Here is an 18,955-nt window from a genome sequence, read left to right on the forward strand (position 1 = left end):
ATGGGAAGCTACAACACGACGGGCGTCCTGCAGAAGCCGGCGGCCAGCGCAGGGAAGGCGGAGGACGCGAACGCGGCGGTCAAGGTGGAGACCATGGAGATCTCCAAGCTGGACGCGCTGCAGATGCTCCTGGATGTGGTGGGGTTGATCCCGGGCCTTGGGGCGCCGGCGGACATCCTCAACGGGCTGATCAGCGTGGCGCGCGGGGACTGGATCGGTGCGGGCCTCTCGCTGATCGGCGTTGTTCCCATCGCCGGCGAGGCGGCCGTGGCGGGCAAGATCGCCAAGAACGCCGACCGCTATGCGGCCGGCGTCCGCAAGGTCGCCGACGAGATCCTTCCTCATCTTCCGGAAGGCGTTCAGCGCAAGCTTCGCGATGCGATCGAGAAGGCCGAGGCCAAGATCGATGAACTGGCCGGGAAGGAAGCCAAGCCCAAGGCCAAGCCCGACGAGGCTCCGAAGGCGAAGGACGAAGGCGACGACGGCTTCAAGGGCAAGCCCAAACCGAAGCCCAAGTGCGGCCAGACGGGCCCTTACAAGGATCGCGACAGTCACGACAACGCGGGATTCAACTGGGATCACGTGCCATCCAAGGCCGCGCTCCTGAAGCGAGCGGAAGAGCTTGCCGGTGACGTGCTGTCCAAGGATCAGATCAAGGCCATCATCGAGAATGCGCCGACCATCGCGATCCCCGACAAACTGCACCAGAAGCACAGTGAGACTTACGGTGGTCGCCAGAACCAGATCGTCGACGACGAACGGCGCATCAAGCGCGACTCCGGCAACCTGCAGCGGGCGGCCAAGGAGAATACGGACGCGCTTCTCAAGCACGTCGACGACTTTGATCCGGGCTGCAAAGGCGCTTACAGTGAGGCCGCAAAGGCTTTCTCGGCCATCACCAATGACGATTGGGACAAGTGGTTGAAGAAGACGATGAAGGCCGCGAAGAAGAAGTGATTTCAAAGAGGTAATTGATGAACATCGAAGACTTTCACCAACTCCTCGGTCTGTCGAATACGGACCAAGAGCTCGTCGCGGCGATCGCGGAGCATGGCGGCAATGTGGCGGACCTGTCCGCGAAGAATATTCGCGAACTGGGTACCGACTACGTCAACCTGAGCGAGAAGGGACTCTCGCTGGCATTCCAGTCGCGCGCACGATTTGAAGATTCGCGGGGGACGCCGCGTGGCGAAGGCCCGTACGTGCTGTCCGGCATGTTCTATTACCCGCATGGCGGCACCGATCTCAGCACGTATGCGGGCCCGGCGCCGTTCGCGTCCGACAGTGTCCGCAATCGGGAAGACGCGCTTCGCGCTTACGGCGAGCCCAGCCGCACGGAAGAGGATGACGACGAGATCGAGTGGGATCAGTGGAGCAAGGACGGTCGCCAGCTGCGCACCAGCTACAGCGAAGATCTGCAGATCGACACGGTCTCGGTATCGGTGCCGATGGTGAAACGGTGACCATGTCGCCCGTGGATCATCTGGGTCGAGGGTGGAGCGACCCCGCAGTCCAGCGGGCGGTTGCCGATTGGCCGGATCGCCCCTATATCGATCGGGAGTCGATCGACAAGGCTGTGGAGGACGGCAGGTTCTCGCTTTTCAACCTCGAACAGGGCATCTTTCTGTTCTTCACGGACGGGCCTTCGTACATGGCCCGTTTCGGACTCGCAAAAAGCGAGGGTCCGATCGTCATCAGCCGTGTGGTGCTCTTCGGGACGTACCACGACGACGTTGACCCCTTTCAAGGACCGGTCCTCGGCGAACTGACGACGCGGTCCCGGCTCGACGCCTGGGCGGATGCGCTGGGTCGTGCCGAATGGACTCATGAGGTCGCGGGCACGGTCCGGAAGGCGCGATGGCTCGCGGACGGCGTGCTCGTCGATGTGAGCTTCACTCCGTCGGGAGAGTGCAAGCTGGTGTCGTTGATGCCGCCGTACGCCCTCGAAGCTGAGGCAATGCGCAGCGAGGCGAGGCAACGTCATGGCGCGCTGCCGGGCCCGGAGCAGATTCTGGTCGCGTTGGGAACCCCGGTCTCAGCCGATGCGATGAAGGTGGCGTTTGATGCAGTCGGCTACGCCGGAAAGCTTGAAGAAGCCAACAGCCATGGAGAAATGGATTTCTCCAGGACGGACGGCTTCGAGCTCTACGCCGCGCCTGCCGAAGTGCTGAACCCGCGGCGCGCGATCGACGCACCGCCGGCCACGCTGTGCTTGTCCGGCGCTCGTTATCGCTGTGATCTCGACTTCAAGAGCCTTCAGTGGCAAGGGCCGCTGCTCTTCGGCATCACGTTCGATGATGGACCCGATACGGTGATCGCCAAGGTCGGACGCCGGCCTGACCGGCAGAGCATGGATGAGATGCAAGGACATCATCGATGGCACCTCGGTGCCTACGACCTGCACATCCTCTACAGCCTGGCCGAGGACCATGTTTCTCGCGTGACCCTGCTTGGCAGGAAGAAGGACGGCGATTGACCGTCCTCCGGCTTGGCCGAACGGCGAGCTGACCGCCTGGGTTCCATCCGGATCGCCCGCCCGGCCCAACGACCCCAATACGGGTTATCGTTCAGCCTCATGACCACCACCACCATTCCGATGCTCCCCGAGCTCCCGAGCCTCCTCGGCCTGACCGAAGTCGACGCTCCGCTGATCGCCGCGGTTCTCGCGTACACCACGCCCGCGGGCACGCCGGCCCCGACCGAGCTCTCCCAGAAGCGCAAGAAGGAGATACGCGCCGGTTTCGTGCACCTGAAGGAGGCCGGCGTCGTGCTGTCCTTCTCCCCGCGCGAGACCCACGCGGTCGACTACGGCGAGCCGCTGGGCACCGGCACCCACGTGCTGAGCGCGATCTTCTACTACCCCGAAGGCAGCGAGGAAGTCGATCCCTACAAGGGGAACGGCCCGCTCGCCACCACGCCGGTGGACACCCGCGAGGCCGCCACCGCCGCCTACGGCGAAGCGGTCGACGGCGAGGAGGAAGAGGGCGTCTTCGAGTGGGAACAGTGGGAAGTCGAAGGCCGTGAGATCACCGTCGACTACGCCGACGACGGCGCCGTGCTGACGATCACCGTCTCGCTGACGCTGCCGATGTAACGGCCCAACGTGCGCCGCCGCACCGTGCGGCGCACGCGTCACCCACACCAGTGACACGCCCGGGGCTGCCGTATCACCCCTTTACATGGGGCGCCCCCGGGAATGACTTTGGTCGCTTTCGGCGGTGTTCGCACGAGCCTACCGTGAAGGTCCGATTGCTCCGGTCCGCCTTCACGGTCCGCCCATGGCAGCTCCATTCCGCCTCCAGACCGCCCTCGACGCCGATGTCCTCCGCGTGCACGCCTGCGCGTCGCGGGAGGCCCTGAGCGACCTCGGCGAAACCACGCTGACCCTGCTCAGCGAGCGCAAGGACATCCGCGCCTCGGAGCTGCTCGGCAAGTCCGCGACGCTGACGATGGCCCTGCGCGACGACGACCCGCGGCACCTCGCCGGCTATGTCACGCGCTTCGCGCAGACCGGCTTCGAGGGCAAGCACACCGTCTACCAGATGACGATGCGCCCCTGGCTGTGGCTGCTCACGCGCACCGCGGACTGCCGCATCTTCCAGGAGATGACCGTCCCCGACATCGTCAAGGCGGTCTTCGACGACCACCCGGTCGCCCGCCACGAGTTCAAGCTGATGCGCGCCTACCGGCCCTGGACCTACTGCGTCCAGTACCGCGAGACCGACTTCAACTTCGTCGCCCGGCTGCTCGAGAACGAGGGCATCTACTGGTACTTCACCCACGACGAGTCCGGCCACACGCTCGTGCTGACCGACGCCGCCTCGGCCCACGACTGCGCCCCCGGCTGCGAGACGCTGCCGTTCTACGGCGGCGCGAACAACGCGCCCCCGGAGCTCGAATACGTCGACACCTGGGTCACGCAGGAGAGCCTCAAGCCCGGCAAGGTCGTCATCACCGACTACGACTTCGAACGGCCCTCGACCTCGCTGGAAACCAAGCTGGACCGCGCCCGCGACTACGACCTGTCCGACGGCGAGGTCTTCGACTACCCCGGCGGCTACGTGCAGGGCAGCGACGGGGCGCAGTACGTCGAGGACCGCCTCGACGAGATCCAGACCGCCTACGCCCGCTTCGACGGCGACACCAACGCCCAGGGCGTGCGCACCGGTCATCTGCTGTCGTTGAGCCGCCATCCCCGCGACGACCAGAACGCCAAGTACCTCATCACCGGCACGGTCACGCAGCTGCGCCAGGCGTCGACGGAGTCGGCCTCCGGCGAGTCCGAGCTGCGCTGCCGCTTCAACGCCATCCCCGCCGACCAGCAGTTCCGGCCCGAGCGCCGCACGCCCAAGCCGATGGCGCCCGGCCCGCAGACCGCGATCGTGACCGGCCCGTCGGGCGAGGAGATCTTCACCGACAAGTACGGCCGCGTGAAAGTGCAGTTCCACTGGGACCGCCGCGGCCAGCGCAACGAGACCAGCTCGTGCTGGATCCGCGTCTCGCAGCCCTGGGCCGGCAAGGGCTGGGGCGGCGTGTCCATCCCGCGCATCGGGCAGGAGGTCGTGGTCGACTTCGTCGAGGGCGATCCCGACCAGCCGCTCATCACCGGCCGCGTCTACAACGCCGAGCAGATGCCCCCGTACGGCCTGCCGGCCGCCGCCGTCATCAGCGGCATGAAGTCCAAGACCCACAAGGGCGCCGGCTACAACGAGATGTCGATGGACGACACGGCCGGCAAGGAGATGATCACGATCCACGGCCAGTACGACATGGCCACCACGATCGAGCACGACCAGACCTCCACCATCCACAACAACCGCACCGACACGGTGGACGTGGACGACTCGGAGACCGTCGGCAACAACCAGACGCAGTCGATCGGCGTCAACCAGACCGCCACGATCGGGTCCAACCAGACGATCTCCGTCGGCAGCAACCGCAGCAAGACGGTCGGCGTGGACGAGACGCTCACCGTGGGCGCCAACCAGATCGAGACCATAGGCGCGACCCGCACGCTGAGCGTCGGCGCGGCCGACACGCAGAGCTTCGGCAGCACGCAGACGGTCACCGTCGCGCTGCTCAAGGCCGAGACCATCGGCGCGGCCTATGCGCTGACCGTCGGCGCGGCGATGAACCAGGCCATCGGCGCGGCGCTGCTGCAGGAAGTGGGCGCGGCCAAGGTGGTCGGCGTCGGCGGCCTGAGTTCCGAGACCATCGGGCTGAGCAAGTCCGTCAAGGCCGGCACGCACATCAGCCACGAGGCCGGCGGCAAGATCGCCCACAAGTCCGGCGCGGCCTACTCGGCGCAGGCCGGCGCGACAATGAGCTTCAAGTCCAGCGGCGACTACAGCGTCAACAGCGGCGGCAAGGGCGCGATCGACGCCGCCTCCGAGCTGGTGCTCAAGTGCGGCAGCGCGCAACTGGTGCTCAAGAGCAGCGGCGAGATCCTGCTCAAGGGCTCGGAGCTGACGATCCAGGGCAGCGGCAAGATCTCGGTGAAGGCGGGCGGCGACCTGAACCTCAAGGGTTCGCCCAACATCAACCAGAACAGCTGACGGAACGCCCATGGCCCACCCTTTCGATCTGGCGCCCCTGATAGGCGCCACCACCACCGGCTCGGCGCTGCGACGCGGCGAGGCGATCGCCCTGGACGACGACGGCTGCATGCGCGTGTCGGTGCCGGGGCTGGACCAGCCGCTGCGCTGCGAGGTCCTGCACCCCGAGACGCCCGGCGCGATGGTCTCCGGCGGCGACGCGGTGCTGGTCTGGCTGGAGGGCGGCGACCGGGGCGTGATCCTGGGCCGCATCGGTCCGGCGCGCGCGGCGTCCCCGGCGGTGACGGAGGCTGCGGCCTTCGCGGCGCGGCCCAAGACGCTGGTGCTCGAGGCGCAGGGCGACATCGTGCTGCGCAACGGACACTCGCGCCTGCGGCTGGGCGAGAACGGCGATGTCGAAATCGTCTGCAACAGCTTCGCCACGCGCAGCCAGCGCCTGTTGCGCCTGCTGTCGCCCTTGATCAAGTTCAACTGAGTGCGCGCCGCGCCTACGCGCACCATCGCCGGCCCGCCATGAACTCGACTGTCCTGCTGTCGGACGTGCCTCGCTGCCTGCGCCTGTCCGACGTGTTCGTCGGCGATCCCGCGGTGCGCGTGGTCGCCTCGCCCGGCTGGCGCGACGCGTGGCGCGACCGCGCCACGCCGACCGACGGCGCCGAGGCTTTCCGGCGCGACGCCGTCGAGCAGTGCCTCGATCTGGTCGGCGTGCTGCGCGGCTACCGCGAGCCGCAGGACGGCGAGCACTGGCGCACGCCCGCGGGCTCGGAAGAGCGGCTGCTCGCGCAGGTCAGCGCCATCCTCGGACTGGGCGGGACGGCCTTGCATCACGTGCGCGCGCTGGCGATCGACGAGGACCTGCCCGATCCCGGCCGCGTCTTCGCCGCGCTGTTCGTGCTCGGTTGCGTCGAGGGATCGACGTGGCTGGAGGCGATCCGCGAGGTCTTCGTCACCGCCGTCGCGCGTCATCCGCAGGAGGCCGCCGCGGCGGTCGAGGCGCTGTGCCTGGCCCCCAATCCCGGCATCGCCGACCTCCTTCATCCCTTGCTGGCCGATGAGCGCTGGCGCCTGCGCGCTGCCGCCGTGCGCGTGCTGGCGTACCGCGAGGCGCTCGACGATGCCGCCTGGCGGCACGCCGCGCAAGACCTGGAACCGGGCGTGGCGCAGGCCGCGCTGGGCGCGCCGCTGTGGCGCCTCGATCCGGGCGGCTGCGAGACCGTGCTGGCGTCGATCGCGGCGCGCACGGAGGCGCCGGAGGCGCTGGTCGCCGCGGCCTTGCGCGCCGGTGCGACCCACGGCATGAACGCGCTCCACGGCATTGCGCTGAAGCGCGCCGCGCACAGCGCGGCCTGGGCCGACGCGCTCCATGCCGTGGCCCTGCACGGCCGGCCGGAGGACGCGCCCTTGCTGCGCGCCGCGCTGGGCACGGGCGATCGCTGGCTGGCGGTACGGGCGGCGGGGCGGCTGGGCGCGGTGTCGCTGATGCCGGACCTGGTCGGCCTGCTGCTGGAAACGCCCTGCACGCCGGAAGAGGCGAAGCAGCTGCACGCGGCGATCCACGCGATCAGCGGCTTGCCGGTGGATGCGAAGGGCGTCTGGCGGCAGACCTGGCATGACCGCGCCGAGGCCTACCGGGAGGACCGCCGCTACATCGAAGGCCAGGAGGCCGCGCCGCGCTGGCTGCTGAGCCTGCTGTGCGCGCCGACCGCGGCCCGGCCGACGCGTCAGGCCCTGTACGCGTCGCTGTGCCTGGCCGCGCGCACGTCGCTGCCGCGCTTCAATGCCTACGATTTCGTCGGGGAACAGGTCCAGGCGCTGTGCCGGATCGGCGCGGCGCTGGGCATCTCGCGATCCGCCGCCGAGCATGCCGCAGCCGAGCATGCCGCCGCCGGACAGCCCATGGCCGGACCACCCACTGGCGGACAGACCAGCGATGGGCACGCCGATGCCGGCCACGCGCCGGCCGCCGGCGGCCAGAGGATCCCTCATGGATGAGCCGGCCTTCTACAACCACAGCGGCCATGCGGCGACGCTGCTGCCCATCGTCGATCGCGACGGCGCCCAGGCGCGGCTGGTGATCGTCAAGGCGGTCTATGCGATCACGCCGATCCGGCAGGGCCAGCCGGGGCCCGCCGCCGCGCAGTCGCTGCGTCCGGCCGACGCGCCGCGCGAGATCCGTCTGGGCGACGAGCCCTGGGGCGCGCCCGAGATCGCCGACCTGCGCCTGCCGGCGGACTTCGGCCTGCCCAAGCCGGGCACCGACTTCATCCTCGCCGGCCACGCCGTGCCGCCGCGCGGCGCGACGGCCACGCGCATGGACGTGGGCGTGCGCGTCGCCGATCGCATGAAGGTCCTGCGCATCCACGGTCCCCGGACCTGGCGCCGCTCGCTGACCGGCGTGGTCCCCGGCCCGGCGGGTCCGGTCGAGCGCACGCCGCTGGCCTGGTCGCGTGCCTACGGCGGCGCCGACTTCAGCGACCCGCGTCGGCCGCTCGAGGACGCGCGCAATCCCGTGGGCATCGGCATCACGCGCCACACCGAGCACCTGATCGGCCGCCCCGCGCCGCAGATCGAGTCGCCCGACGAGCCGGTCGCCTCGGCCGGGGGCTCGTACGCGCCGGTGGGCTGCGCGCCGCTGGGCCGGCACTTCGATCCGCGTCGCCGCACCGCGGGCACCTACGACGCGGCCTGGCTCCAGGGCGCCTATCCCGGCCGACCCGCCGACTACCGCCCCGAACACGAACACTGCGCGCCGCCGGACTTCGTCTTCCAGGAGCCGCTGCGCGGCGGGGAATCGGTCCGCATCGTCGGTGTGCATCCGGACGCGCTGCTCGATTTCCTGCTGCCCAAGTGGCTGGTCCGCGTCGACGCGACGATCGACGGACAGGTGCGCGAACAGCGTCCGCACCTGGACACGGTCGTCGTCGACAGCGACGCGATGGTCGTCGAACTGGTGTGGCGCGCGCTCTTCCGTTGCCCGCCCAAGATGCGCGACCGCTTCACCGCGGTGAAGGTCCAGGCCAAGGAGTTCCTCGCATGAGCGCGCGCATGCCCACGGCCAAGTGGCAGGCCGGCCTGAGCCATGCGGAGGCGGTCACCAGCCTGGGCGAATCGCTGGCCGAGACCGCGCTGCTGTACCGCGCCGGGTTGAGCGCGGTGGCCATGTCCGACCTGGTCGACGGCGACGGCGAGCGCGTGATGCTGTGCGCCTCGCCCGCGCTGCCGCGCGACCTGCCGGTCGTCGAACGGATGCTGACGATGGCGGCCCACGCGCTGGCCGGCGTCGAGCGCAAGCTGCATGCGTCCGGCGAGGCGCATGCCGCCGGACGTCCGCCGGTCATCCTGCTGTGCCTGCCGGCGCGCTGGTCGCGCGCGGGGCGGCACTTCGAGATCAATGCCGAAGGCCGCGCCTTCGTCCAACGACTGGGCGAGCTGCTGCCCGAGCGCTGGCGCGGCGCGGACATCGAGCCCTTCCCGGTCGGCCGCGCGGCCGGCGCGATGGCGCTGGCGCGCGCGCTGCAGCTGGTCGAGGGCGCGCGCGACATCATCTGGGGCGGCGTCGACAGCCAGGTCGACTGGCCGGTGCTGGAGGCGCTGGCCGCCGCCGACCGGCTGCTGACGATGAAGCAGGTCGACGGCCTGCGTCCCGGCGAGGCTGCCGCCTTCGCGGTGGTGATGCCGGGCACCCGCGCGGATGCCTTCGTGCTCGGCCTGGGCCTGGGCCGCGAGCCCGCGCCCGTCGGCGCCGAGGCGCCGTGCCGCTCCGACGGTTTCGCGCAGGCGCTGGGCGCGGCCGTGGCGCCGCTGCGCGCCTCGGGGCAGCGCAGCCGCGGCTGGTGGCTGGACACCTCGCATGAGAGCCACACCACGAACGAATTGCAGAACCTGATCGCGCGCTTCGGCGACGTGCTCGCGCCGCGCACCACCTTGCAGACGCCGCTCAAGGAACTCGGCGACGCCGGGGCCGCGACAACGCCGCTGCTGGCCGCGCTGGCGATGCAGTTCTGGGCGCACGGCGTGGCCGACGACGACGTCGCGGTGCTGGCCGCCGGCTCCGACGACGGCACGCGCGGCGCGCTGCTGCTGGCGGCCCGCGATCCGAAGACGGGCGTGCGCCAGCGCCGCGCCGAAGACATGGAGTTGCCCGCATGAGCGTCGTCGCCAACAACCGCGAGGTGGCCGGGGAATCGACCGGCCACAAGATCGTCTACATGACGCCCAGCGTGTGCCTCACGCCGGCCGCGCCCAGCCCCGTGCCCATCCCGTATCCGATCATGACGCCCGCGGGCACGGGCAACCTCGACGACGACGCGCGCAAGGTCAAGATAGGCGGCAAGCCGCTGTTCCACGTCGACGGCATCGTCCACAACTGCGTCGGCAACGAGCCCGGCTCGCAGAAGGAAGTCGTCAGCCACAAGACCAGCTCCAGCGCCTTCATCCTCGACGGCAGCCCGAACGTGAAGGCCGAGGGCAAGGCCGTGGTCTTCACCGGCAGCAAGTCGATGGGCAACCAGGCATGAAAGCAGGCAACGGCCATGGCTAGCAGCGCGGCGATGGTCCAGGCCCTGATCGTCAAGGCCGGCGGGATCGGGGGGATCGGCAAGCTGGACTGCTCGGAGGTCAAGGCCGCCTTCGGCATCGTGTCGGGCCGCTACAAGGACCTGGACATCAACAAGGGCGAGAACCGCGAGCACGGCGGCGCGCCGGCGAGCTCGTTCTACGAGAGCGGCCGCGGCCACGCTGGCGACGTGAAGCTGGACGGCTGCGGGAGCTACGATCCCGCCAACGCCTGGTGCTGGAACGTCGACGACGGACAGACCCACAACACCGAGCACCGCTACCTGACGGATAGGATGGCGGAGTTCCAGTCCTCCAACGGGGGCGGGCAGAAGACGCTCACCGAGCACATGGACGCGTACCAGAAGGCGGCCGAGGACTGTCTCGTCGACGGCGACCGGGCGCGCGACCTCAAGGACCCCGAACGCCGCGAGATGGCCAAGCGCGCCGCCGAGTGCATGCGCGAGGAACAGGAAGCGGCGTTCGCCAAGGAAGACTGCAAGGTCGAGGGCAAGACCAAGCTGCGCGCCCAGTCGCTGCCGCTGCGCTCGGAGCGGCCGAAGACGCTGCGCCGCCGATGAATTCACGAAAGGATTTCCGATGACCGACCCCACCGCCGCGCCCGCCCCCTCCGCCGATGCCGACGAGCCTGAATTCGTCGAGGACATCGTCGTCGTGCAGGAGAACGCCGGCCTGGTGCACCTGCTGATGATCACCTACCTGCCGGGCCACTCGGGCAACGCGTCCGGCTACGTGTTCCGGCGCCCGGTCGGCAGCGACGATCCGGCCGAGAACATCCTCGCCACCAACGACACGCTGCGCCAGCTGTGGGTCACGCCCGAGGGCAGCGTCTGGGCCGCCAGCAGCACCGGGCTGATCTGGACCACGGCCTCGGTCGACTGGCCCGACGAGATGGCGCCCGACCTCGAGTTCGACACGCCCGAAGGCGACATGACCTGGCACCACGTCGCCCTGCCGGCGCAGGAGCACAACGGCGCGCGGCCCAATCCGATGGCGATCTGGGGCAGCTCCGACCAGGACCTGCACGTCGCGACCTTCGGCGGCGTGCTGTACCACTGGAACGGCCGCGCGTGGTCGCAGTGGAATCCGGGCATCGGCCAGCCGATCGGCGCCTTGCGCGGCCGCGCGGCCGACGACGTCTACGCCGCCGGCTACGGCAGCACGCTGCTGCATTACGACGGCAAGCAGTGGACGCGCCTGGCCGATCCCGACGGCCCGGACATGTCGGACCTGCTCGCGGGCATCGCCTTCGACGACGCCGGCGAGGTCTATATCTGCGGCAAGTCCCGCGGCGGCCGCGTGCTGCGCGGCACGGCGGCGCAGGGCTTCTCGGTGCTGGGCCGCTATGACGCGCCGCTGATCGACATCGCGCAGGTCGACGGCCGGGTGTTCCTCGCCGCGACGAAGCAGGGCGTGCTCGAGCTGACACCGCAGGGGCCCGTGTCCATCGGCGAGGACTTGGTCCCCTGGTCCGTCGTCCCGGGCGAAGGCCGCATCTACGTCACCGAGACGCCGGGCGAAGCGGCGTACTCGGAACTCGACCTCGCCAGCGGGCAGTGGACCCGCCGCTACTACTGAGCCGGGCAGGCGGCATGGACCTCGGAACGCGGGACTTCGTCGCGGCCTGCCGCGCCACCGTCTACGTGGCGTCGCCGGACCAGCTCGGCGGCGACGCGGTCATGGCGGTGGTGGAGCGCCTGCGCGCGGGCGGCGCGGCGCTGCGCGTCCGCAGCGCCTCAGGCGCCGCCTGGCGATCGCTCGATCAAGGGGAACTGACCCGCCGTCTGCACGCCTGGTCCGAGCATCCCGATCGCGATGCGGTGCTCCAGTTCTCGCGCGACGGGGCGTCGGCACGCGACGCGTGGGATGAGGTCGACGCCGCCATCGTGCGGCGAGGCGCGTTCGTCACCACGCCGCGCGCCAGCGAACTGAGTTTCCGTTTCGAGGAGACAGCCCCGGCCGCGGAGCTGGCCGCCTTCGGGCTCTGGGCGATGGAACGGCTGCCGGTCTGGTGGGGCTGCGCGGGCTGGCAGTTCGTGCGCCGCGCGGGGTGGGGGTTCTGGATGGAGGACCGCGCGCTGATCGCGCGCGCGCGCCGCTACTGGACGATCCAGCCGCTCGATCCGGTGCTGATGCAGTGGGACGCGCTCGACGGGCTGCCCGGCGTCAACTGGCTGACGATGCTCGGCGACGCCTTCCTCCAGCAGCGCGAGCTCGATGTGGACGGGCTGTGCGCCGCCGCCGCCGCGCTCGGGCCGGAGGGCGTCTATCTGCGTCGCGCCGGGGCCGGCGTCGTGATGGCCGCCGGACCGCAGCCCTTGCCGGGCGACATCAACGCCCGGGCGGCGCTGGCGCCGTACGTCCGGATCGCCGAGCTGCTGTCGCCGCTGCTGCTCACGGCGCACGGCACGCGGGGCGGGGAGGGCGGTGGTAACGAGGTGTTCGCCGATCATCTCGCGCGTTTCCTGCAGCCGGACCGCTGGCTGGCGGCGCCTCTCCCGACGCGGTAGGGCAAGGGCGGCGGCGCGCCTGGTGACTTTCGTTCATTGCCCCCGATCCCCGTGACAGGGACGATGCGCATCGGGCGGCGATTCTCGTCGCGGCGAGGCGTTCGATGTCACGAAAAGAAGGCAATCCCCGCTCGGCCAAGCCGGGCAATGCACCGGCGGCGGCCGACGATCCCACGCTCGATCCGGACGCGACACGCATCGTGCCGGCCGGCGCGCCGCTCGACCGCATGCCGCCCAACACCGCCGCCAACCGCGCCGCGCCGGCCCCCGAGCCTCTCCCCGAGCCGCCCCCCGAGGCGGACAAGGAACCGCCGCACGACGACGGCCCCGAGACGGTCCAGCATGAGCGCGAGATCAGCTTCATCGATCCGACCTTCCCGGACACCTTCTCGATGCGCGCCGGCCGCAAGCCGGCCGACATCCCCGTCGACACCGATCACACCGTCATCGCGCCCGCCGCGCTGTTGACGCCACGCCCGCCCGCCGAATCCGCCGTTCCCGCCGTTCCCGCCGTTCCCGTCATTCCCGCTGAAGCCTCTTCCGTGACTCCCTCCCCGACGCCTTCGGCACCCGCTCCCTCCATGACACCGCCCGCCGCCCCCGTCGAGCCGCCCGCCGCGCCGCCCAAGTCGCTCGCCGAGCTCTCGGCGACCGGCAATGAAACGGTGATCGTTCCGGCGTCGGCACTGCCGCCTTCCACCAGGCCGGCGCCGTCCGCCGTTGTCGCAACGCCGGCCGCTCCCGCCACGCCGGCAGCGAGCCTGCCGCCTGCCGCGGCGACCGGCAACGAGACCGTGATCGCCCCGGCGGCGAAGCCGGTCGTGGCCAAGCAGCCGGCCGTCGAGGCCGCTCAACCCCCGGTGGAGCCGCCGGCGCCTGCAGTGGCGCCGCCCGCGCCGGTTGCCGCGCCGGTTGCCGTGCCCGTGGCCTCGGCGCCTCGGGCGGCCCCGCCGGTGGCCGATGAGGAGGAATCCGAATTCGGCGCCTCCGAGTTCGCCGAGACCGTCTTCGATCCCGACGCCGCCGCCGCCATGGCGGCGCTGCGCGCGATGCCGCCCGAGCCCGAGCGTCGTCCCTCCACCGGCACGCTGCCCGGCGGCACGCTGGCCGCCAAGGTCGCCAGCAACGATGCCCCGGTCCGCCAGGTCGGCCGTTTCCAGGTGCTGGACCGCATCGGTCGCGGCGGCATGGCCAGCGTGTTCAAGGCCCACGATCCGAGCATCGGCCGCGACGTGGCGATCAAGTTCCTGCACGCCTCGCTGTGCGAGGACGAGGAGTACCACGCCCGCTTCCTGCGCGAGGCGCGTGCCTCCGGCAGCCTGTCGCATCCCAACATCGTCACCGTGCACGACGTGGGCGAGGTCGACGGCCGGCCCTACATGGCCATGGAGCTGCTGGACGGGGATCCGCTCGCCGACCTGCTCGAACCCGGCACGCCGCTGCCCATCCGCGACACCGTCGTGATGGCCATCCAGCTGGCGCGCGCGCTGGACTACGCGCACAAGCGCGGCATCGTCCACCGCGACATCAAGCCCGGCAACATCGCCCGCGTGCGCGGCACGCTCGACATCAAGGTGATGGACTTCGGCATCGCCCACATGGAGTCGACCAAGGGGGAGCAGCGCACCCGCGTCGGCGACGTGCTGGGCACGCCGCAATACATGGCCCCCGAGCAGATGAACGGCGAAAAGATCGACGGCCGCTCGGACCTGTTCTCGGTCGGCATCGTGCTGTACCAGATGCTCACCGGGGTGCGCCCGTTCACCGGCGACAGCGTGGTGAACCTGGCGCTCAAGATCGCCAAGGACGATCCGACGCCGCTGAACAAGCTGCGCCCGGAGATCCCCGCGTCGCTGCGCCGCGTCGTCGACCGCTGCATGGCCAAGGCGCCGGACAACCGCTTCCAGACCGGCGCGGAGCTGGCGGACGCGCTGGTCAAGGTGCTCACCGAGATCGACGAGGAAGCGCGCAACAAGGGCCGCGCCAAGCTGATCCCGCTGCGCGTGAAGTGGGCGGCCATGATGGCCGGCATCGTCGCCATCGTGATGGCGGTGAGCGGCTCCATCATCAGCCAGCGCCAGAACGCGGCGCTGATGCAGCAGGTGGCCGACTACGGCACCGCGCTGTCGCGCTTCATCGCCGCGCAGAACGCCACGGCGGCGCTGGGCGAGGACTGGGTCTCCGTCGACGTGTCGCTGCAGGAGATCATGAAGACGGGCGACTTCGAAAGCGTCTCCGTCATCGACCGCGCCGGCGTGGTCGCGGCGTCCAGCCTGCCCGACACCGTCGGCAAGCCCTACCAGGCGCCGCCGGGCGAGACGCTGGGCGAGCAGGGCGTCGTCAAGCGCACGCGGTATCACGCGGCCGGCGGCGCGGCGATCCTGGGCTTCGACTCGCCGATCACCTTCCAGGACAAGACGGTGGGGCGCGTCGCGCTGGGCCTGCCGGAGCGTCCGCTGGAAAGCGTCGCGCGGCTGTCGCGCACGCTGATGGCGGTGCTCGCGGTGACGACGGTGCTCGCGGTCGCGATCGCGATGTTCTTCGTCGCCAACTGGTTCTCACGGCCGATCAAGCTGGTCGTGGAAGCGCTGGACGAGATCGGCCGCGGCCGCGTCGACTTCCGCATCCGCGAGCAGCGCAAGGATGAGTTCGGTCTGCTGTACGCCGCCTTCGACCGCATGGCGCAGGCGCTGCAGGACAAGCAGGCGCTGGCGGCCTCCGCCGCCAAGGCCGAGGCGCCGACGACGATCGGGCGCAAGTCCGGTGCCTTGGCCGCGGCGCGCAAGCAGGCTGCGGAGGCTGCTCAGGCCTCGTCGGCCGAGCCCAAGGCGCCGGTCGCCGCCGCGCCTTCGGACGAGCAGACGCAGCCCGCGCCGCCGGTGCCTCCGTCGACGCCGGGAGCCGCCTGATGTCCGTGTTGAATGGATTCATGGCCGGCGGTACTTCGCCGGCCGCTGGCCCTCACCCCCGCCCTCTCCCGCGAGCGGGAGAGGGAGAGGGAGTCCGACTGCGGCTTGCTGGCGCTGTCGCGGCTGCGGTGCTTGCGCTGACCGGCTGCGTCACGACGCCGACCGCGACCCCGCCGCTCAACGAGCCCGCGCCCGCGAAGGCGCCCTCGACCACGAGCAACGGCGAGATCGTCGCCCGCAGCGACCGGCTGCTGATCTACGTGCCGGTGGCCGGTGAATCGCTGCGCGGCATCGCGGGCCGGCTGCTCGGCAGCGAGGACCGCGACTGGCAGATCAGCGAGGCCAACGCCGGCGCCACCAAGGCCGAGCCGGGCCAGCCGCTGATCGTGCCGCTCAAGCCGATGAACCCGCTGGGCGTGCGCTCCGGCAACCTCCAGACGGTGCCCATCCTCTGCTATCACCGGCTCGGCACGGTGGGCGGGAAGATGGCCGTGTCGCAGGGCAACTTCGCGGCGCAGATGGAGTGGCTGGCGAAGAACGACTACCGCGTCGTCAAGCTGTCGCAGCTCGCGGGCTACCTCGACGGCAAGGAGCCGCTGCCGCCCAAGGCCGTGGTGATCACCTTCGACGACGGCTACGAGTCGGTCTACAAGCTCGCCTATCCGGTGCTGCGCAAGCTCGGCCTGCCGGCGACGATGTTCGTCTACACCGACTTCGTCGGCGCGGGCGGCGACGCGGTGAGCTGGCCGCAGCTGGCGGAGATGCAGGCCTCGGGACTGATGGACATCCAGTCGCATTCGAAGTCGCACCGCAACCTGATCGAGCGCACCACCGGCGAGAACGAGGAGCGCTACAAGCGCAACCTCGACACCGAGACCGCCGGCCCGCGCGACCTGATCGAGCAGAAGCTCGGCACGGCCGGCCAGGTGCGCCATTACGCCTATCCCTACGGCGACGCCAACGAGCTGGTCCTGGACACCCTGACGCGACAGAAGTACACGCTGGCGGTGACCGTCAACCCGGGCGGCAACGCCTTCTATGCGCAGCCGCTGATGCTGCGCCGCACGATGATCTTTGGCGACCACGACCTCGAGGCCTTCAAGGCCCGGCTGCAGACCAGCCGACGCATCGGACAGACCCCATGAGGGCGGCCGTTGCACTGGCCCTGGTGATGACCGCCGCGCTGGCGGCGTGTACCGGCGGTCCCGGCGGGCTGCGCAATCCGGAGGGGACCGCGGGCGCGCCGCCGTCGGCATTCGAGCTGGCGCAGGTCCAGCGCGCGCAGGAGCAGACGAAGGACGGCCAGCTCTCCGATGCCGCGTGGACCTGGGAGGCGCTGACGGTCCTGCGCCCGGACAACGCCGGTTATCGCGACAGCCTGGCCGCGACGCGGCAGCAGATCGACAGCGGCGTGAGCGAGCGCCTGGACAAGGCCAGGGCCGCGCAGAAGCGGGGTGACCTCGACGGCGCGACCACGCAGTACCTCGGCGCGCTGTCGCTGCAACCGGACAACGAAACCGCCGCCGATGCGCTGCGTGCGCTCGAGAAGGAACGCAACCAGAAGAGCTACCTCGGCAAGCCGGCGCGCGTGACCTTGCGCAAGGCCGCGCCGCCGCCGGTCGCGGCGAAGCCGGCGCCCGCGGCGAAGGCGCAGGCGTCCGCCTCGGGTGCGCCGGCGAAGGAGTCGGCCCAGGCCGCGGCGGCCGCCGCCGGTCCGGACCGCAACGAGCTGGAGCACATCGCGATGCTGGCCGCGCAGGGCGAGGTCGACGAGCCGATCCGTCTGCTCGAGAAGCGCGCGCCGCTGGACCGCAACGATCCGTCGGCGAAGCGGCTGCTGGCCGATCTCTACGTGCGCAAGGCCGAGAAGCTCGCGGTCATCGACAAGTCCGGCGCGATCATGGTGCTGCAGAAGTGCCTGCGCGTGGACCCGAAGAACGCGCGCGCGACGGCCATGATGCGGCAGCTCATCGACGAATCGGCTGCGAAGACGGCGTCGCCCCCGCCCACGCAAGCACCCGCCGCCGCGGCGACGGCGAAGAACAAGGTGGACAAGAAGTGATGGCGTAAGGGCCGGACGGGCGCCGGCTCAGGCGTCGTCTCGAGCGCCGATTCAAATACCGGCTCAGCGGCAGACCAGCCCGGCGCTCAGAACGTCACCTTCACCGACGCCGCGCTGCGCTTGGCCTCGCCGTGGAAGACGGCCTCGATGTTGTTGCCATCGGGGTCGAGCACGAACGCCGCGTAGTAGCCCGGGTGGTAGGGCCGCTCGCCGGGCGCGCCGTTGTCGGTGCCGCCGTTGGCCAGCGCGGTCTTGTGGAAGGCGTCCACCGCGGCGCGGTCCCTGGCCTGGAAGGCCAGGTGATGGCGACCCGTGAGGTGACCCTGCGCGGCCTTGCTGTCCGCGGTCGACACGAACAGCTCGTCGGCCCAGAAGTAGTCGTCGCCCGAGCCCCCGATCGGCACGCCCAGCGGCGGCAGGATCGCCTCGTAGAACTTCCGGCTCGCGGGCAGATCCCGCACGACGAGCTGGAGGTGGTCGATGAGACGTCCGCGATGCAGTTCCTGCGTTTCCATGGGGATCTCCTTGAAGTCGTGGCGGGGCGTCCGGTGAAGCCGCCCATTGAAGCCGATCAGCGATGAGGACGGGGCAAACGGCGTTCTTGTCCGTTGGCGATGCCGGCGCGTAGCCATTCGTTTTTCCCCGCGATACGTTCGGCGCCCCCGGAGTCCGGGACAGCGCGCGCGCTCGACGGGCCCCGCGTTTGCTCGCTTTGCCGCTCTCGTGCTTCGCACGTCTCCGAAGGCAGCCTTTTCATGAAACCGCTTCTTCTTGCCGCACTGTTCTGGGCCGTCGTGCCCCAAGCGCAGGCGCAGTTCAATCCGCCCGCCGGGCCCGAACAGACCATCGACCTGCACGCCGGCAATGCGACCGACAGCCGATCGAGCCATGGCTCCCCGGGATGGCTGAACGCCTCGGCCAGCGAGCACGGCATCGATGCCTCCGGCAACGCCTTCAGCTCGAGCGCGTCGGCCTCCACACGCATCGGCCCGGGCTACCTGTCGGGCAGCCTCGCCACGAGCGTGACGGGCAGCGGCAGCTCGACGAGCACCCTGACGGCCTACCAGACCGACGCGCTGACCTTCACGCGCAAGGACGGGAGCTTCGATCCGGAGTTGATCGTCCACTACAACATCGTGATCGCGGGCGGCACTTCAGCCTCGATGAGCGGCGGCGACGGCGGCACCACGCAGGCGGGGTCACTGGACTGGACCCTGGTCCACCAGCTCGACGGCTTCTACACGACCGCGTGGCAGAGCACGACCACGCTGGCCCACGACGGCAGCGTCGTCACCGACACCCAGTGGAACAGCAGCCCGATCAACGGCGTGTACGCGGTCTACA

Annotated in this window: 17 protein-coding genes; 16 read left to right on the forward strand and 1 reads right to left on the reverse strand. The window is 70.4% G+C overall.

Annotated features, from left to right (window positions below):
• The 16 genes from ABE85_RS06590 to ABE85_RS06665 all read left to right on the forward strand — a co-directional run bounded on the left by ABE85_RS06590 (position 1) and on the right by ABE85_RS06665 (position 17,611).
• Positions 1 to 957 (forward strand): hypothetical protein, encoded by a 957-nt coding sequence (locus ABE85_RS06590; RefSeq protein ID WP_067271579.1) that lies wholly within the window; start codon positions 1 to 3, stop codon positions 955 to 957.
• 17 nt (positions 958 to 974) lie between these two features.
• A complete protein-coding gene (locus tag ABE85_RS06595) occupies positions 975 to 1,463 on the forward strand; it encodes a hypothetical protein (RefSeq protein ID WP_067271583.1) in 489 nt (162 codons plus the stop codon).
• Between the two features lie 2 nt (positions 1,464 to 1,465).
• Positions 1,466 to 2,476 (forward strand): hypothetical protein, encoded by a 1,011-nt coding sequence (locus ABE85_RS06600; protein ID WP_067271588.1) that lies wholly within the window; start codon positions 1,466 to 1,468, stop codon positions 2,474 to 2,476.
• Positions 2,477 to 2,575: 99 nt separating this feature from the next.
• On the forward strand, positions 2,576 to 3,094 hold the full coding sequence (locus ABE85_RS06605; RefSeq protein ID WP_067271592.1) for a hypothetical protein: 519 nt from the start codon (positions 2,576 to 2,578) through the stop codon (positions 3,092 to 3,094).
• Between the two features lie 184 nt (positions 3,095 to 3,278).
• A complete protein-coding gene (locus ABE85_RS06610) occupies positions 3,279 to 5,555 on the forward strand; it encodes a type VI secretion system Vgr family protein (RefSeq protein WP_067271596.1) in 2,277 nt (758 codons plus the stop codon).
• Between the two features lie 10 nt (positions 5,556 to 5,565).
• Positions 5,566 to 6,030, forward strand: a complete 465-nt coding sequence (locus tag ABE85_RS06615; RefSeq protein ID WP_067271599.1) for a hypothetical protein — start codon at positions 5,566 to 5,568, stop codon at positions 6,028 to 6,030.
• 38 nt (positions 6,031 to 6,068) lie between these two features.
• The gene (locus ABE85_RS27900; RefSeq protein ID WP_067271602.1) at positions 6,069 to 7,547 is read left to right on the forward strand and encodes a hypothetical protein; all 1,479 of its coding nucleotides are present in this window, start codon (positions 6,069 to 6,071) and stop codon (positions 7,545 to 7,547) included.
• The gene (locus ABE85_RS06625; RefSeq protein ID WP_197507228.1) at positions 7,540 to 8,592 is read left to right on the forward strand and encodes a DUF2169 domain-containing protein; all 1,053 of its coding nucleotides are present in this window, start codon (positions 7,540 to 7,542) and stop codon (positions 8,590 to 8,592) included. Before ABE85_RS27900 ends, ABE85_RS06625 begins: the two co-directional genes overlap by 8 nt.
• A complete protein-coding gene (locus tag ABE85_RS06630) occupies positions 8,589 to 9,704 on the forward strand; it encodes a hypothetical protein (RefSeq protein ID WP_067271614.1) in 1,116 nt (371 codons plus the stop codon). Before ABE85_RS06625 ends, ABE85_RS06630 begins: the two co-directional genes overlap by 4 nt.
• Positions 9,701 to 10,072 (forward strand): DUF4150 domain-containing protein, encoded by a 372-nt coding sequence (locus tag ABE85_RS06635; RefSeq protein ID WP_067271617.1) that lies wholly within the window; start codon positions 9,701 to 9,703, stop codon positions 10,070 to 10,072. Before ABE85_RS06630 ends, ABE85_RS06635 begins: the two co-directional genes overlap by 4 nt.
• 15 nt (positions 10,073 to 10,087) lie before the next feature.
• The gene (locus ABE85_RS06640) at positions 10,088 to 10,690 is read left to right on the forward strand and encodes a hypothetical protein (RefSeq protein WP_157521990.1); all 603 of its coding nucleotides are present in this window, start codon (positions 10,088 to 10,090) and stop codon (positions 10,688 to 10,690) included.
• A gap of 19 nt (positions 10,691 to 10,709) precedes the next feature.
• The gene (locus tag ABE85_RS06645; RefSeq protein ID WP_067271623.1) at positions 10,710 to 11,708 is read left to right on the forward strand and encodes a hypothetical protein; all 999 of its coding nucleotides are present in this window, start codon (positions 10,710 to 10,712) and stop codon (positions 11,706 to 11,708) included.
• Positions 11,709 to 11,722: 14 nt separating this feature from the next.
• Positions 11,723 to 12,640, forward strand: coding sequence for a type VI immunity family protein (locus tag ABE85_RS06650; RefSeq protein WP_067271627.1), 918 nt, complete (start codon positions 11,723 to 11,725; stop codon positions 12,638 to 12,640).
• 104 nt (positions 12,641 to 12,744) lie between these two features.
• Complete coding sequence (locus ABE85_RS06655; RefSeq protein WP_067271631.1) at positions 12,745 to 15,549, forward strand: protein kinase domain-containing protein; 2,805 nt, start codon at positions 12,745 to 12,747, stop codon at positions 15,547 to 15,549.
• Positions 15,550 to 15,677: 128 nt separating this feature from the next.
• Positions 15,678 to 16,694: a polysaccharide deacetylase family protein gene (locus ABE85_RS06660; RefSeq protein WP_067271635.1), complete on the forward strand. Its 1,017-nt coding sequence runs from the start codon at positions 15,678 to 15,680 to the stop codon at positions 16,692 to 16,694.
• Positions 16,691 to 17,611, forward strand: coding sequence for a hypothetical protein (locus tag ABE85_RS06665; RefSeq protein ID WP_067271639.1), 921 nt, complete (start codon positions 16,691 to 16,693; stop codon positions 17,609 to 17,611). The genes ABE85_RS06660 and ABE85_RS06665 overlap by 4 nt, the downstream gene beginning before the upstream one ends.
• A gap of 86 nt (positions 17,612 to 17,697) precedes the next feature.
• Here the strand turns inward: ABE85_RS06665 and ABE85_RS06670 are convergent, their stop codons facing one another.
• Complete coding sequence (locus tag ABE85_RS06670) at positions 17,698 to 18,126, reverse strand: VOC family protein (protein ID WP_067271642.1); 429 nt, start codon at positions 18,124 to 18,126, stop codon at positions 17,698 to 17,700.
• Positions 18,127 to 18,955: the final 829 nt, after the last annotated feature.

Origin of the sequence: Mitsuaria sp. 7, assembly GCF_001653795.1 — a bacterium.
In the GTDB taxonomy this organism is placed as follows: Bacteria; Pseudomonadota; Gammaproteobacteria; order Burkholderiales; family Burkholderiaceae_C; genus Roseateles.

What these genes read in the sequence shown, in the direction of transcription:
- ABE85_RS27900 (WP_067271602.1), top strand. Translation starts at nt 6,069, where the DNA reads ATGAACTCGACTGTCCTGCTGTCGGACGTGCCTCGCTGCCTGCGCCTG.
- ABE85_RS06615 (WP_067271599.1), top strand. Translation starts at nt 5,566, where the DNA reads ATGGCCCACCCTTTCGATCTGGCGCCCCTGATAGGCGCCACCACCACC.
- ABE85_RS06635 (WP_067271617.1), top strand. Translation starts at nt 9,701, where the DNA reads ATGAGCGTCGTCGCCAACAACCGCGAGGTGGCCGGGGAATCGACCGGC.
- ABE85_RS06600 (WP_067271588.1), top strand. Translation starts at nt 1,466, where the DNA reads ATGTCGCCCGTGGATCATCTGGGTCGAGGGTGGAGCGACCCCGCAGTC.
- ABE85_RS06645 (WP_067271623.1), top strand. Translation starts at nt 10,710, where the DNA reads ATGACCGACCCCACCGCCGCGCCCGCCCCCTCCGCCGATGCCGACGAG.
- ABE85_RS06595 (WP_067271583.1), top strand. Translation starts at nt 975, where the DNA reads ATGAACATCGAAGACTTTCACCAACTCCTCGGTCTGTCGAATACGGAC.
- ABE85_RS06625 (WP_197507228.1), top strand. Translation starts at nt 7,540, where the DNA reads ATGGATGAGCCGGCCTTCTACAACCACAGCGGCCATGCGGCGACGCTG.
- ABE85_RS06665 (WP_067271639.1), top strand. Translation starts at nt 16,691, where the DNA reads ATGAGGGCGGCCGTTGCACTGGCCCTGGTGATGACCGCCGCGCTGGCG.
- ABE85_RS06650 (WP_067271627.1), top strand. Translation starts at nt 11,723, where the DNA reads ATGGACCTCGGAACGCGGGACTTCGTCGCGGCCTGCCGCGCCACCGTC.
- ABE85_RS06590 (WP_067271579.1), top strand. Translation starts at nt 1, where the DNA reads ATGGGAAGCTACAACACGACGGGCGTCCTGCAGAAGCCGGCGGCCAGC.
- ABE85_RS06610 (WP_067271596.1), top strand. Translation starts at nt 3,279, where the DNA reads ATGGCAGCTCCATTCCGCCTCCAGACCGCCCTCGACGCCGATGTCCTC.
- ABE85_RS06655 (WP_067271631.1), top strand. Translation starts at nt 12,745, where the DNA reads ATGTCACGAAAAGAAGGCAATCCCCGCTCGGCCAAGCCGGGCAATGCA.
- ABE85_RS06640 (WP_157521990.1), top strand. Translation starts at nt 10,088, where the DNA reads ATGGCTAGCAGCGCGGCGATGGTCCAGGCCCTGATCGTCAAGGCCGGC.
- ABE85_RS06670 (WP_067271642.1), bottom strand. Translation starts at nt 18,126, where the DNA reads ATGGAAACGCAGGAACTGCATCGCGGACGTCTCATCGACCACCTCCAG.
- ABE85_RS06605 (WP_067271592.1), top strand. Translation starts at nt 2,576, where the DNA reads ATGACCACCACCACCATTCCGATGCTCCCCGAGCTCCCGAGCCTCCTC.
- ABE85_RS06630 (WP_067271614.1), top strand. Translation starts at nt 8,589, where the DNA reads ATGAGCGCGCGCATGCCCACGGCCAAGTGGCAGGCCGGCCTGAGCCAT.